At 64.1% G+C, this 13992-nt stretch carries 15 protein-coding genes; 5 read left to right on the top strand and 10 right to left on the bottom strand.

The genetic code is table 11. From position 1 onward, the window contains the following. Nucleotides 1–8: 8 nt before the first annotated feature. Nucleotides 9–2570, top strand: coding sequence for a sugar epimerase family protein (locus tag N415_RS23370; RefSeq protein WP_068187163.1), 2562 nt, complete (start codon nucleotides 9–11; stop codon nucleotides 2568–2570). A 54-nt stretch (nucleotides 2571–2624) separates the two neighbouring features. Here the strand turns inward: N415_RS23370 and N415_RS23365 are convergent, their stop codons facing one another. The 3 genes from N415_RS23365 to N415_RS23355 all read right to left on the bottom strand — a co-directional run bounded on the left by N415_RS23365 (nucleotide 2625) and on the right by N415_RS23355 (nucleotide 5111). Next, entirely contained in the window at nucleotides 2625–3857 is a 1233-nt protein-coding gene (locus tag N415_RS23365; protein ID WP_081665459.1) for a cytochrome P450, read from the bottom strand. A 74-nt stretch (nucleotides 3858–3931) separates the two neighbouring features. Further along, the gene (locus N415_RS23360) at nucleotides 3932–4240 is read right to left on the bottom strand and encodes a DoxX-like family protein (RefSeq protein WP_068187159.1); all 309 of its coding nucleotides are present in this window, start codon (nucleotides 4238–4240) and stop codon (nucleotides 3932–3934) included. Between the two features lie 25 nt (nucleotides 4241–4265). Then, nucleotides 4266–5111, bottom strand: a complete 846-nt coding sequence (locus tag N415_RS23355) for an SDR family oxidoreductase (protein ID WP_068187158.1) — start codon at nucleotides 5109–5111, stop codon at nucleotides 4266–4268. Between the two features lie 177 nt (nucleotides 5112–5288). On the opposite strand from N415_RS23355, the gene N415_RS23350 reads away from it, so the two are divergent. After that, entirely contained in the window at nucleotides 5289–5846 is a 558-nt protein-coding gene (locus N415_RS23350; RefSeq protein ID WP_239645674.1) for a TetR/AcrR family transcriptional regulator, read from the top strand. 109 nt (nucleotides 5847–5955) lie between these two features. On the opposite strand, the gene N415_RS23345 is transcribed toward N415_RS23350, so the two are convergent. Beyond that, on the bottom strand, nucleotides 5956–6639 hold the full coding sequence (locus tag N415_RS23345) for a TetR/AcrR family transcriptional regulator (RefSeq protein WP_068187204.1): 684 nt from the start codon (nucleotides 6637–6639) through the stop codon (nucleotides 5956–5958). A gap of 298 nt (nucleotides 6640–6937) precedes the next feature. Between N415_RS23345 and N415_RS23340 the strand changes: the two genes are divergently transcribed. From N415_RS23340 to N415_RS32910, 3 genes are all read left to right on the top strand, one after another. Continuing rightward, on the top strand, nucleotides 6938–8137 hold the full coding sequence (locus tag N415_RS23340) for a cytochrome P450 (RefSeq protein ID WP_068187155.1): 1200 nt from the start codon (nucleotides 6938–6940) through the stop codon (nucleotides 8135–8137). A gap of 254 nt (nucleotides 8138–8391) precedes the next feature. After that, on the top strand, nucleotides 8392–9699 hold the full coding sequence (locus N415_RS23335) for a cytochrome P450 (RefSeq protein WP_068187153.1): 1308 nt from the start codon (nucleotides 8392–8394) through the stop codon (nucleotides 9697–9699). A 110-nt stretch (nucleotides 9700–9809) separates the two neighbouring features. Continuing rightward, nucleotides 9810–10013 carry a hypothetical protein gene (locus N415_RS32910; protein WP_239645673.1) on the top strand — a complete coding sequence of 68 codons (204 nt, stop codon included), beginning with the start codon at nucleotides 9810–9812 and terminating at the stop codon, nucleotides 10011–10013. Here N415_RS32910 and N415_RS23325 read toward each other — a convergent pair. The 6 genes from N415_RS23325 to N415_RS33135 are packed head-to-tail and all read right to left on the bottom strand — an operon-like array spanning nucleotide 9990 to nucleotide 13991. Next, a complete protein-coding gene (locus N415_RS23325; RefSeq protein WP_068187202.1) occupies nucleotides 9990–11201 on the bottom strand; it encodes a cytochrome P450 in 1212 nt (403 codons plus the stop codon). The two genes, N415_RS32910 and N415_RS23325, sit on opposite strands and share 24 nt — an antisense overlap. Before the next feature lie 26 nt (nucleotides 11202–11227). Then, the gene (locus tag N415_RS23320) at nucleotides 11228–11644 is read right to left on the bottom strand and encodes a hypothetical protein (protein WP_068187148.1); all 417 of its coding nucleotides are present in this window, start codon (nucleotides 11642–11644) and stop codon (nucleotides 11228–11230) included. A 20-nt stretch (nucleotides 11645–11664) separates the two neighbouring features. Then, entirely contained in the window at nucleotides 11665–12720 is a 1056-nt protein-coding gene (locus tag N415_RS23315; protein ID WP_068187145.1) for a dihydrodipicolinate reductase, read from the bottom strand. Further along, the gene (locus tag N415_RS23310) at nucleotides 12717–13145 is read right to left on the bottom strand and encodes a hypothetical protein (protein ID WP_068187143.1); all 429 of its coding nucleotides are present in this window, start codon (nucleotides 13143–13145) and stop codon (nucleotides 12717–12719) included. The genes N415_RS23315 and N415_RS23310 overlap by 4 nt, the downstream gene beginning before the upstream one ends. A gap of 13 nt (nucleotides 13146–13158) precedes the next feature. Further along, nucleotides 13159–13866, bottom strand: coding sequence for a hypothetical protein (locus N415_RS23305; RefSeq protein ID WP_068187141.1), 708 nt, complete (start codon nucleotides 13864–13866; stop codon nucleotides 13159–13161). Beyond that, nucleotides 13863–13991: a hypothetical protein gene (locus N415_RS33135; RefSeq protein WP_255342544.1), complete on the bottom strand. Its 129-nt coding sequence runs from the start codon at nucleotides 13989–13991 to the stop codon at nucleotides 13863–13865. Before N415_RS33135 ends, N415_RS23305 begins: the two co-directional genes overlap by 4 nt. Nucleotide 13992 lies beyond the last annotated feature (1 nt).

Genomic DNA, 13992 nt, shown 5'->3' with positions numbered 1-13992 from the left:
GGCGCTCCGTGAGAGTTGCGGTCACCGGGGCCAGTGCTGTGCTCGGCCGCGGCGTCGCCGCCCGATTGCTCAGCCAGGGCCATGATGTCGTCGGCATCGCCCGACGCCGCCCCGAAAGCTGGTCGAGCGCGGCGGAATTCGTCGAGGGGGACATCCGTGACGCGGAAGCGGTCAAGCGCGCCGTCGCCGGTGCGGACGTGGTCGCGCACTGTGCGTGGGCGACCGGCAGCGAGCAGGTCAACATCGGTGGAACGCTCAACGTTCTCGAGGGGATCGCTGAAACCGGAACCCGGCGCATCGTTTTCCCGTCGTCGGCGCACGTCTACGGCGGCGGGGACGCACCCAAGACCGAGCACGACGCGAGAACCCCCGTCGGTGCCGACGGCCGGCACAAGGCCCGCGTCGAACAGCTGCTCGAGGATTCGGGCCTGGAATGGGTTGTCATCCGCACGGCGCCGATCCTCGGCCGGAGCGTCGACAACTGGGTGCGCCGGGTGTTGGCGTTACCGGCGTTTCCGGTCGCAGCAGCCGATCGTCGCATCCAGGTCGTCCACCTCGACGACGCGCTCCGCCTGTTCAACCGGGCGATCGTGGACACCGAAGTCGGCAGTGGCCCAATCAATCTCGCCGCACCGGGTGAGCTGACCTTCCGGCGGGTGGCCGCGGCGCTCGGACGCCCGATCGTGCGGCTGGGCGTACGGCCCGCCGAGCTGCAACTCGTGCAGAGTGCCCCGTTCATGGACACCGCGCGGTTGCGGCAACAGTGGGAGTTCCGGCCGGCGTGGAACTCCGTCGAGTGTGTCGAGGATTTCGCCGTCGCGGTGCGCGGCCGGGTCAGCGTGGGCAAGCGCGTGGTCTCGCTGCCCTGGCGGATGACCAACATCCAGGACTTGCCCACCGTCGACGCCCCGAGCGAGGACGGCGTGAAACCGAATTGGGCCGGCCCGGCAGGGGATAACGGGGAGTTCGACACCCCGATCGACCCGCGCTTTCCCACCTTCCTGGCCACCAATTTGTCGGAGGCATTGCCCGGCCCGTTCTCTCCGGCATCGGCCTCGGTGACTGTGCGCGGGCTGCGCGCCGGCGGCGTAGCCATCGCCGAGCGGCTGCGGCCGGGAGGGGTGATCCAGCGCGAAATCGCGATGCGCACGGTGGCGGTGTTCGCCCACCGGCTCTACGGCGCCATCACCTCGGCGCACTTCATGGCGGAAACGGTGCCCTTCGCCAAACCCGCCACAATCGTCAGCAACAGCGGATTCTTCGGCCCAAGTATGGCGTCGCTGCCGATCTTCGGCGCGGAGCGCCCACGCTCCGAAACTGGCCGGCTGCGAAGGCAACTGCGGACCGTGCGCAACATCGGGGTATTCGGTGTGAACCTGATCGGCCTGTCCGCCGGGTCGGCCGATGACACCCACGAGTTCGTCGCCGATGTCGATCGCCTGGAACGCCTGGCCGGCGACGACGGCACCCGGCTCGACGATCGCCGGCTGCTGAGCCTGATCGCGTTGGCGCGGGACGAGGTGGTGCACGGGTGGGTGCTGGCCTCGGCTTCGTTCATGCTGTGCGCCGCGTTCAACGTGTTGTTGCGCGGTTTATGTGGGCGAGATACCGCCGCGCCGGCGGGACCGGAACTGGTGAGCGCGCGCTCGGTCGAAGCGATGCAGCGGTTGGTGCTCGCCGCCCAGCGCGACCCGAAAGTGACGGCGCTGCTTGCCGAACCGGGGGAGCGACTGGGCAAGCTGGCGGTCGAGGCGCCGGAGTTTCACGCCGCGGTGCTGGCCGAGCTGGCACTGATCGGGCATCGCGGCCCGGCCGAACTCGAGATGCGCTCGACCAGCTACGCCGACGATCCCGAGTTGCTCGTGCGCATGGTGGCCCGGGCAATGAGCGCACCTCCCGCGCCGCAGCCGGAGCCTACCCGGATTCCGCTGCGGGCCAAGCCGATTGCGCGCTTGGCCGGACACCAACTTCGCGATCGCGAAGTCCGTCGCGACAAAGTGGTGCGGGCCAACTGGGTGCTGCGCAACCTGATGCGCGAGTACGGGCGCCGGTTGGTCGAGGCCGGAGTCTTCCAGACCGCTGACGATGTGTTCTATCTACTGGTCGACGAGCTCGATGCGCTCCCTGCCGACGTCGGGGGCCTGGTGGCCCGGCGCCGAGCCGAACAGCGCAGGCTGGCCACCGTCGTTCCGCCGACGGTGTTCAGCGGCAGCTGGCAGCCAACCGAGCCGACCTCGGAAGCCCTCACCAGTGGGGAGACCCTGCACGGGGTCGGTGTCTGCGGCGGCCGGGTGCGCGGCCGGGTGCGGATCGTGCGGCCGGAGACCATCGACGACCTGCAGCCTGGCGAGATCCTCGTCGCCGAGGTCACCGACGTCGGTTACACCGCCGCCTTCATTTACGCCGCGGCCGTGGTGACCGAGTTGGGTGGTCCGATGTCGCACGCGGCGGTGGTGGCCCGCGAATTCGGATTCCCATGTGTGGTGGACGTTGCGGGCGCCACCAAGACTTTGCCGCCGGGCGCGCTTGTTGAGGTCGACGGCACGACCGGCAAAATACAAGTGCTCTAAGCGACGCCTTAGCAGGCTGGGGTCTCCTTGGCGTACCGGCGATGGTCTTCTACGTCAGGCGGGGGTAAGGCGGATCGGCAAGCGCGTGGGTCCGCGTAGCGAGCTGTGGCTCGACCACTGCGTCGGGCCGGCGGGAGTGATTCGGGCGACGCGGGTGACGAGTTGCCGCAGTACGGCTTGGGCTTCCATGCGGGCCAGCGGTGCGCCCAGGCACATGTGGGCGCCGTAGCCGAAGGCGACGTGCGTTCGCGGATCGCGGTCCGCGCGGTACTCATCGGGGTCCTCGAACGCGGTGGGGTCCCGGTTAGCCGCGCCGAAGGACAGCAGCACGCGTGAGCCGGTGGGGATGGTGACGTCGGCGATGCGGTAGTCGGCCCGGGTGTAGCGGTAGAGGTTCTGGATGGGCGTCGTGAAGCGGAGCTGTTCCTCCAGGGCGAGGGGGATGAGGTCGGGGTTGGCGCGGATCAGGTCGTATTGGTCGGGCCGGCGGGCCAGGGTGTCGAACATTCCGCCCAGGAGGTTGGTCGTGGTCTCGTTGCCGGCGATCAGCAGGTGGATGGCGATGAGCAGAAGCTGACGGTCGGTGAGGCTGCCGTCGGTGTTGTGCTCGAGAAGGCGCCCGAGCACGGTGTTGGACCCCTTGAGTCCACCGGCTGCGAATTGGCTTGTGAAGTAACGTTGTAACGCCACCATTGCCGACATCGACTTGGCCGCGTCGACGACACCGGAGAGCGTGGACCTCAGTTCCATGACTCCCACGGCGCGTTCGGACCAACGACGAAAGTCGCCGACGTCGGTCTCGGGCACGCCCAGGATCTGGGCGATCAAGCGTATCGGCATCGGAATGGCCAAGCGCTGCACTACATCGCAGCCGGGGTCGTTCAGCACGTCGGTGACCAGGTCGATGGCTAACTTCTCAATCATCTCCTGCCAGGACTTCATGGCGCCCTTGCTGAATCCCGGCTGGACTTGCTTGCGTAGCCGGGCGTGTTCTTCGCCGTCGGTGACCACTGCCAGCGGGGCCGAGATCCTCAGGCGGGTGACCCCTTGGGCGCTGGTGACCTGGTCGGTGTCGCGCAACGCGGCCCGCACGTCGTCGAGGCGGCTGAGGATGAAGGTGGCGCGCCTTGGGTTGTAGTGCACGCGGCCGCTTCGGTGGAGGGCGCGGTACGCGTCGTAAGGGTCCGCGGCGGTGGCAGGGTCCTGCGGGTCATAGTCGGTGTTGATCGCGCCGGTCCAGCCGTCGTAGCCGCGCCGGCGGGTCTGGATGGCGCCGGCGACATTCATCCGCACGAGGCTGGCGACTGGTTTGAGGGTTTCGGCCGCCTTGTGGGCGGTGTGGCTGACCGACACTGTTGTTCCTATTCTGGGCGACCGTCGCCGCGTCGCGTGCGAAGTTGGGTGCGAAGGATGCTGATCGTCAAGTAGCTGATGTAGCAAGCGGACAAGAGGGCCGTTGGTCGACGCGTGTCTGCGCGCAGCATGAGGACGCCGAGCGCCGTTTCGATCGCGCCGTTGACGTAGGTGAAAGTGCGAGCGTGATTGGGGAAACCAAGGCGATTGAACGGATCGAAGATCCGCGGAACCAGGAAGTGCGCCACTCCGATCAGGCCGGCCAGGAGGCCGAGCGCCCGACGTGTGCGTGCGCTGCGAGCGTCGATGTCCGCCATGGCAATATCGTCCTTCTCTGCGGGGCTACGTGGTGCGGGTAGCTAGCGGAATCATGTTTTTGAGCGTGAACGCCGCGAGAACGCCGCCGTCGCAAGCGATGTCCACACCGGTGAGGTAACCGGCCTTCGTCGAAGCGCAGAAAGCCAGCACCTCGGCGACCTCCTCGGGCTTTCCAAAACGCTTCAAGGCGGCCAGTTTCACCATCGCGCCTGATCCGGCTTGCTCCTCCAACCTGCCCATCTCGGTGTCGATGCTGCCCGGAGATACCGAGACGATGCGGGCACCGCGGCTGCCGAATCGGCCCGCCTGAGAGGCGCTGTACCACGTCACAAAGTTCTTGCTGATGGAGTACGCCAGACCGGGGCGGATCCCGGCTGGCACTCTTTTGCAGACGGCGGTCATCTTGGCCATGAAGCGGTCCTCGTTGCGCAGAGCGTCCTTGAACCGTCGCTTGGGGATGAACAACCGAGGGAACACGTGCGTGGCCATGGACGCGACGTTGACGATCGCGAACCCCTCAGACGCCAAGGGAAGAAAGGCCTCGTTGACGTGGACCGTGCCCAGTGCGTTGATCCGCAGAATGTATTCGGCATCGCCCATCCTCGGGCTGACGCCGGCCGTGTGGATCACCGAGGTCACCGAGCCCAGCGACCGTGCGGTGGCGATCAACTCGGCGACCGACGAGCGGTCCGTGACGTCGCAGTTGACTGCGACGCACTCGATGTCGAGGCTCTGTAATTCGGCTGACGCGGCTTGTAGGCGGCCGGGGCTGACATCGCTGATGACGACCAGCCGCTCTTGCCCGACGATCTTGGCCGCGGCCAGTCCCATGCCACCCGCGCCTCCGGTGACGACGCACAGCTCGCGCATGTATCCACCTTCACGACCAGACGCACGCCCGTCGGCGACGATCAGTAACAATTACGAGATAAATTTTCTCGTTAATCGTGACACATCGTGGCGCCGTTGCCTAGACGCGACGTCGGGCAATTGCTCTAGGTTCTGTGTGTGAGCCAATCTCGGCGGGGACGACCGCGGAGCGCGGCTGTGCACGAGGCGATCCTGGAAGCCACCCGGTCGCTGCTCGTCGAAGCGGGCTACAGCGGAGTCTCGATGGACAAGGTCGCCGCGGTCGCCGGCGTGGCTACCCAAACGGTGTATCGGCGGTGGCCGTCTAAAGGCCCCCTGGTGGCCGAGGCGGTCATGCGAGCCTACGACCAGACCGATTTCACGCTTCCGGATACCGGAGACACGGTCGAGGACTTGAGAACTTGGATGCGCGCGTACGCCGAAATCGGTTCGGCTGCCGAGAATGTCGCACTCGTCCGCGCTCTCGCCGCCGCCGCCGCCGAAAACCCGAGCGACCGCGACACGTTATACCGCCAACTCACCAGCCGTTTCCATGATGCAGTGTCACGCCGGTTACGCGTCGGAATCTCGATGGGCCAAATTCGGGGAGATGCCGACGTCGAAGCTGCCACCGACGCACTAATCGGAGCCACGCTATACCGCATGCTCAGCGTTACGACCTCAGCGCAGGAAACCACCGAGCGCTACTACGGACTGATCGACACGCTGATGCGTGGCATCTCGCCGCACAAGTGAGCTTCTGGCACCTCACTAGGTGTGGAGGCGCACCCGGGAAGGCGCGTCGGGCCGCGCAGCGAACTGCTGGTCGGGGGTTGGTAGCTCCAGGTCGCCGGATGCGCTCTGGTCACGCCAATTTGACTGATCCGCGAGCGCTGGAAGCCGGTTGGCTGGCATGCGTGAGAGCGGTTAGTGCATCGATGTCGCGGGTCAGCTGGTGGTAGAGGACGGCCGGTCCAAGCCATCTGCTCACGAGCCTGCGGAGTGCCACTGGGTTGAGTGGCCGCTCGGGAGGATCGAGCAGAATCGACTGGAGTGTGCGTACAGCGAGTTCGATGAGGTCGTCGATCGCGGCGTGGTCGAAGCCGTGGGCGGCCCAGTCGACGTCATATCGTCGGAACATTTCTCGTCCGAGACCAAATGCCGCACCGGCGGTGAACGAGGCCGACGTGCCGCCCGGTAACCGTGCGTCTAGGACGCGCGCCATCAGCGGGTCGTCGGCGAACTCCTCGGCCGCGAATGCTACGCCCTCGACGACGGCAGCCCCCGGATTTGTCCACCCACGCAGGTGATCGGCTAAACGATCGAGAAAGCCGTTAGCCGAACGCATCTGGCTTCCGACCAGAAGCGCTTCAGCCCCAGGAAAGTAACGGTAGATGGTCTGCCGGCTTACTCCCAGAACGCGGGCCACGTCGCTGATGCGGATGGCCGATCCGCCTTCGGCAATCAAGGAGTCAACCGCGTCCAGAATCCTGTTGACGGCTTCCTCATCGGAGGCCGGCGTGTGGCCCGACCATCCATGGCTACGCAAGGGCAAGGCCCACCGTTGTGCTCCAGTTCGGTTTGACGCGACAACCTGCAGATAACCGTATTGCGAACTGGGGCCGGGGTCAACGGTATCTTGTCGTTTCACACGTGTCATTTCGTACGAAATCTTATGAGAAGTAGGTGACTTCCGCCCAGGAGTTCCTCGTCACCACACCGCCCGAATCCGCAACAGTCCACGATGACGCGACATTCAGCTCCGAATTGTCTTGTCAGTTGGCGCTAGGTCTGCTGTGATACATCGAGGGATCGCGGCAGGTTCCACTGCACCAGGAGGACGGGCCATGACCGTAACTGAGGTCAACGACATTCGGTACGACCCCTACGATGTGGAACTTCTGGCCGATCCCTACCCAGTGTTCCGGCGGCTGCGCGAGGAGTCGCCGCTGTACTACAACGAGCAATACGATTTCTATGCGCTCAGTCGTTTCCAGGACGTGAGTCGTGCGCTGGTCGACACCGGCACGTTCAGTTCAGCCCGCGGAATGATCCTCGAAGTGATCAAGGCCAACATCGAGATACCGCCCGGCATCATCGTTTTCGAAGACCCACCGGTTCATGACATCCACCGTAAATTGCTCGCGCGGATTTTCACCCCCCGCAAGATCGCTGACCTCGAGGACAAGATTCGCGCGTTTTGTGCACAATGTCTCGACCCTGTCGTCGGCACTGGACGTTTCGATTTCATTGGCGATCTCGGCGCTCAGATGCCGATGAGAGTCATCGGAATGCTGGTCGGCATTCCCGAAGACCACCAAGAACAAGTCCGGGAACGTTCGAATGCCGCGTTGCTCACCGAGGCCGGCCAACCCATGACCCTGGCCTCGGAAGGCGTCCAGTACGACGAGGTGTTCGCCGCCTATCTCGACTGGCGCGCCGAACACCCCTCCGACGACATCACCACTGAACTCCTCAACGTCGAATTCGACGACGAGACAGGAGTCCGCCGAACCCTGACCCGCGACGAAATCCTGCTTTACATAGGACTCGTCGCCTCGGCGGGCAACGAGACCACCACCCGACTCCTTGGCTGGGCCGGAAAAGTTCTCGCCGACCATCCCGACCAGCGGCGCGAGATCGCGGTCAATCATCGGTTGATACCACAGGCGATCGAGGAACTGCTGCGCTACGAACCTCCCGTACCGCACCTCGCCCGCTACGTCACCCGTGATACCGAGTGGTACGGCCACACAGTGCCCGAAGGCAGCGTCATGATGCCGCTGATCGCGTCGGCTTGCCGCGACCACCGCCAATTCCCGCCTGACGGAGACCGATTCGACATCCATCGCCAGCCCCGTCAGCACCTGGCATTCAGCGTAGGAGCCCACTTCTGCCTCGGAGCGGCACTCGCCAGGCTGGAGGCACGAATCGCGCTCGAGGAAATCTTCAAGCGCTTCCCCGAGTGGGATATCGACACCCAGAACGCACACTTGTCATCGGCGTCGGCTGTCCGAGGCTGGGAATCGATGCCCGCGTTCATCTAACTCAGACGCATCGGCCTGACGCACCATCGAGTCCCTCCTTCCCCTCCAAGCATCGGTAGACCACAAATCCGTTCTATCACCGCGAGACAGATTGGGCTCGATGTCTTATCGGCATGCGCAGCTCCTGGTGATTTTGCGGACAGAAGTGCTTCTCAGCCGTGCATGGGGCCTTCTCAACTTCGCTGCCAGGTATTGACCGCCTAGCGGCCGGGACTGACTCTAAGACCACTGCTGTCGGGAAAGGTGCGCTCATCTTGAAGCTCGGAAAGGCCGCTGACGGTTCCGTCGCATTGTTGTCGCCGATCATTGCAGCGGGGCGATTAAACGTCGCCGCGGCGATCCGCACGCGCAGTCGTGGCTACACGGGGTGGACGGGTGCGATCAATACCGACTATGACCCGTTGGACCCGGCCGTCGCGGCGCAGCCCCACGCTGCCTACGACGCCCTGCACCGCAGCGGACGTGTTCACTACAACCCCCGGCGTGCCACATGGATTCTGCACAGGCTCGACGATGTCCGCGCAGCCCTACGCGACACAGATCAGGTGACCAGCAGCCATGGAGTGACCCGAGTACGGATGGTCGCCGATCTTGTGGTGGTCACCGACGGAGAACAGCACAGCCGCCTGCGCAAACAAGTCCAGCCGGCATTTACCAAGGGTGCACTGGAGAGTTGGCGCAGCATCATCGATGGGCTTGCCGCCGAACTCGTCGATGACATGATCGCTGCTGGTGACTGCGATGCCGTGCAGCGGCTGACAATCCCGATGCCTCTTCGCGTCATCGCCGCCATCCTCGGCGTCCCCGAGAGCGACATCGCCGACTTCCGCCGGTGGTCAGACGAAGCCACCCAAATCATCAACTTCACCCCTTCGGTGAAAGGCGTTGCGAGTATGGCCCGGTCGATGCGCGCCGCAGTAGCGCTGCGCCGCTATTTCTTGAAACATCTGGCGGAGGGGCACCTTAAGGGATCGGACACCGTCCTCGGCCGCCTGTTGGCGCACAGCGCCGATGGTGCGATGACCGACAACCAGTTGTTCTACATCGCAATCTTGCTTTTGATCGCCGGCAATGAGACCACAACCAACCTTCTCGGGGGGATGCTCCACACCTACGCTCACCACCCCGATCAATACGACATGATCCGCGCCGACCCCGACCTCATCCCTCAGGCCATCGAAGAACACGTGCGCTACACCAGCCCCATTCAAAACCTCTACCGATACACTCGTGCCGACTATCAAGTAGGCGATATCACCATCCCATCGGGTTCACGCGTGCTGATGTCATTTGGAGCGGCCAACCGTGATCCTCTTGCCTTCGACGACCCAAACACCTTCCGCGCGGACCGAAATCCACGCACCCACGTCGGCTTTGGGTACGGTCCACACCTGTGTCTGGGAGCGCCGCTGGCACGGATGGAGGCACAAGCCGTTCTCCGTGAACTGGTCAACCGCGTGTCCCGAATTTCGCTCACCGGACGGACAACGTGGTCCACCAACAGCTCGCTGCGTGGCCCCATCCACCTTCCCGTCGTTCTCCACGAGAGGTCGACCCCATGAAGCCTGGACGCACACGATCCGAAAGATGGGCATTGCTAGGGGGACTGGGACTCATGGCGTCCGGTATCGCGCACCTTCTGTGCCCGAGTGCGTTCGAATCGGTGAATCGGATGGCCTTCAAGGACCGCATTCGGGCCCACGTGCTCATCAACGGCAGCATCGAAGCGGGCCTGGGCTTAGCGCTTTTCAATTCTCGCACTCGTCGAGCCGCCGTGGCCGCCACAGTTGTCTACCTGACCTATTTCAACGCGAGCCTGCTGTACCGGCAGCGCGTCGTGCGACGCGGCGGATCAGGTATCGAACTCGAGTGGTAGGCGCGTGGGCCCACTCATGCCGAGAAGTGGCCGCCACGGCGGATTTTCGATGCTCCGTGGATGCGGCAGGCGATGGGAAAGGATCTTGAGCGCCTCGGAGAGTTCTCGCCTGGCAAGGTTGGCGCCGAGGCAGTAGTGCGCGCCACCGCCGAAGGTGAGGATGGGCGGTGGGTCGTCGCGAGTGATGTCGAAGCGGGTGGGGTCTTCGTAGATCGACGGATCACGGTTGGCGGCATAGGTGTTCACGATGATGAAGGTGCCGGCCGGGAAGGTGTAGTCACCGACCGTGACGTCGTCAGTGACGCTGCGCAGGGTGCTGCACATCGACGGCGAGTGCCGCATGGTTTCTTCCACGGCTTTCATACCGAGCTCGGGACGGTCGCGAAGGAGAGCCCACTGCTCGGGATGTTCGCAAAGGACTTCCATCGAGGCTGCCAATTGCGTACGTGTGGTGTCGGTCCCGGCGACCAGAATGCTGAACGCGAGCATGCGGACCTCGCCGGCGTCGAGCCGGTCGCCGCGGTCTTCGGCCCGTATGAGTTCGGACAGTAAGTCGTCGGTCAGTGCCTTGCGGCGATCGGCGATCATCCCGTCGATGTACTCGTCGAAAGCATCCCAGGCCCTGAGGACCTTGGGCTCCTCCTCGGCAAGATTGCAGTCGAAGCTGACGATCTTGAAGACGTCCTCTGCCCACTTTGAGAACAGCTGCCAGTCTTGCCGCGGCGCTCCCAGCAGGGCACAGATGACGGGGATGGGGTACGGTCGTGCGATCTCCTCGACGAACTCGCAACTCCCTTCGGCGACAACGGCGTCGGCGAGTTCGTTGATGACGGCGTGGATCGTATCGTCCATCCTCGCGGTTGCCCGCGGCGTGAAGGCCCTCGACACGAGCCCGCGCAACCGACGGTGTTCGGCGCCTTCCATACAGAGGATGCTGCGGACGACCCGGTCCCACAGTTCACCTGACGTCACGCCATGCGCGGTGAGGTGAATGCCCGGGGGAATCCCGAATCGCGGGTCACCCAGCACAGTTCTGGCGAGTTCGTAGGACAGCACTTCGGGTCCCACGGGCCCCAACGCGATCGGTGCGATCTGCTGGGCGGCGCGAAACTGTGGGTAGATCTCTTGAGGTGTGTCGGTGATGTCGTAGTCAAGCACCGGCAAATCGGCGTCGAAAACGCTCGGCATCGCCGCGCCGAGCGGTTGCTGGGCTGTCACGGAATGTCCGTGGCCAGAAATGTCAGCGGCAGGCCGCGGACCGACAAGTCGATCTCGTCGAGATAGGAGCCGTCACCCTCGAAGTGCTGCCGGAATCGCGTTGTGGCGCCGTATCGCTCGGCGACGGCTTCGGCGGCGGAGGCAACCGCAACCCCGATTACCACCGTGTACACCCCGTCGCCGTGGCGCTCGAGGAACTCGTTCACGGAAGCGGCGACCTTTCCGGGCGATCCCGGGACGGGGCTGATCACCTCGATACCGCGATTCCAGTCGAGGTGGATGTCCAACCCGAGTTCTGGCAGCTGGAAATTCTCGAAGGCAAATCCCAGGTCGGTGAACATTTGCGCGGCGGTTGCATGCCGCTCGGGTGCGACGGCGAACACGACGTGATGAAGCAGCGGCGATTCAGGCATGGACGTCTCCCAATCGACAGTTACGCATCCGCGCAAAGTACTCCACGCGGAAGGAGTAGCGGCAGGTCGTTGTACGTAGCGATCCCGGGTGCCGCCGCTACGACGGCGGGTATGGCGGTGATCGCCGGCATCGCGGTGATAGTGAGACCCAACATGATGTAGTCGTCCAATGTCTCGCCCTGAAAGTCCGGGGGCGGAAGGAAGCTCAGTGTGGTCTTGATCGTCGGTCGACCTTGAACCTCGATGGTGTAGCCCATGTCCAGCGGCCAGTCCGGGTCCAGCGTTTGGCCCTTGCGCCATCGCCCGCGGATCTCGATAACCTCCCGATCACCGATAATCCCTTTCCACCGGACGTCTACGCCGGCGACGCAGCCTTTGCCGATCGTCCAGTCGCCGGGTAGGTGAAGGTCCTCGGTGGTCTGGGCGTATTCGGCGACGCAACGCACGTCGTCGAGTTCGGCACCCAGAGCATCGGCGAGCAGCAACACAGCGTCCCGGAATACCCCCGACCCCTTTTCGGTAATCGCCGGCAGATCCGGCTGGTCGATGGGATAGCCGAAGCCCATCGGTATTTCGGTTGGAGGGGAGTTGTAGATAGTCGTATCAGCGGATTCCAGCATTGACACCTTGTCGACTCGGTCGGAGAGCCCCGCCGACACGATGGCGAACAGTTGGATGAATCCCGGGTTGATGCCGCTGCCGAAGATGGTCGACTCACCCCGCTCGCAGGCCTGCACGATGCGATCGCGTCCCGCACCGAGGAAGTGGCCGGTGACGAAGCCGGCCGTGCCTACCACGTTGATTCCCGCGCCGAGGATGCGGACCAGCTCATCGACGTTGGCGAACATCGGGTTGTACACGACACAGTCGGGCTTCAGCGCGAGCAGGGCCTCAATGTCGTTGGTGGCCCTCACGTTCAGGGTTTCGATCCCGCACAACTCGCCGACGTCGCGTCCCGCCTTCTCCGGGGACCACGCGTAGCATCCGACGAGCTCCAAGGTCGGGTTCGAGGCGATCGCCCGCACCGAGCTCTTTCCGACGTTGCCCGTCGTCCACTGAACGACCCGGTACGTCAATGTGGCGCCGCATGCTGTTGGGCCGCCTGGCGGGCGAGCCTTTCGTCGTGGATCCTCACCAGTTCGCGGAACCCGAGCCGGTGGTACTTGGGTATCGGCTGGATGCCCCATACGTCCTGCGCGGTGGCCTTGCCCTCTGCTCCCTCCGGCGGTCCGAAGGGCGGATACGGGTACTTGCACTCCAAGGTGTCGTTCGAGTACCGAATCTTCAACAGCTCACTGCAGATCTCGGTCAGGCTCAGCGTCGGGTAGCCGTAATAGACCGCCATGAACGGCAACGTGAACGCACCCTCGATGACCAGCGCCACCAGGCACACCAACACGGCGCGCTTGATCCATTTGTGCATTCGCGCGTAGTACGGCGTCGTTCCCGGCTCGAGGTTTGCAGCCGGTCCTTTTTCGTCAGCGGTTGACGGTGCGGTCATGGCACTGTCCCTTCTAGTCGGTGAAGATTTCGCGGTTGACGGTGTGCAGATACGGGATGGCGAGGAACGGCGTGATGTAGAAGATGTCGTAGAGCCACCAGCCGACTACCGGGAACACGACCCCCGCGTAGCGCACGTCGGCGAACATCGTCATGTTGAACACGTAGGCGGACCAGATCACCACGCCCATCCAGCAGGTGACCACCATCCACTGATGGCCCCACCGCTTCATCTGCAAGAACCCGATCGCCGCGGCCACCCGCATCGAGAAGACCGTGAGGATGAGCCCCGCGACATAGGCCTTCTCGCCCGGCCCGGCCGCTCCGCCGACCCACAGCTCGTTGTAATGCCAGAAGTAGCCGGCGTCGAACATGTTGCCCCAGCCGACCATCAGCACCCGGTTGATCAACGTGTGGTTGGCGACCAGGTCCAGGGCCCAGCCCAGGCTGTTGAGCATTCCGTCGATCAGGACGAGGTAACCGATCAGGGTCACGATCATGGGCCTGACCGACAGGCCCGCGCGCAGGGCCTGGCGCTGCAGCCACACCCCGCGCATGAAGATGGGAAACCCGATCAATCCCGGGGCCCACATGCCCATCAGGGCGGCGCCGACGATCATCCACTTGTCGGCGCGGCGCTGCGCCTGGCGCGATACGTCGTGGTGGTCCTCGAGGCTGACGGAGCCGTCGCCTGAATGACGATTCAGCAGAAGAAGATTCACAGATCCCACCAGCCTCGGGCAAACGACATGTAAAGCTGGATTCCGAACATCACCGCCAAGTAGCCATAGATGACGATCTGGAAGACGATGAGCGCCCGCTTGCGCTTCTGCTCTTTGAGATCCATG

The organism is Mycobacterium sp. UM_CSW (assembly GCF_000455205.1).
Lineage (GTDB): Bacteria > Actinomycetota > Actinomycetes > Mycobacteriales > Mycobacteriaceae > Mycobacterium.
The sequence above is the reverse complement of the archived record's forward strand: the minus strand, read 5'-3'. Positions and strand labels throughout refer to the sequence as shown.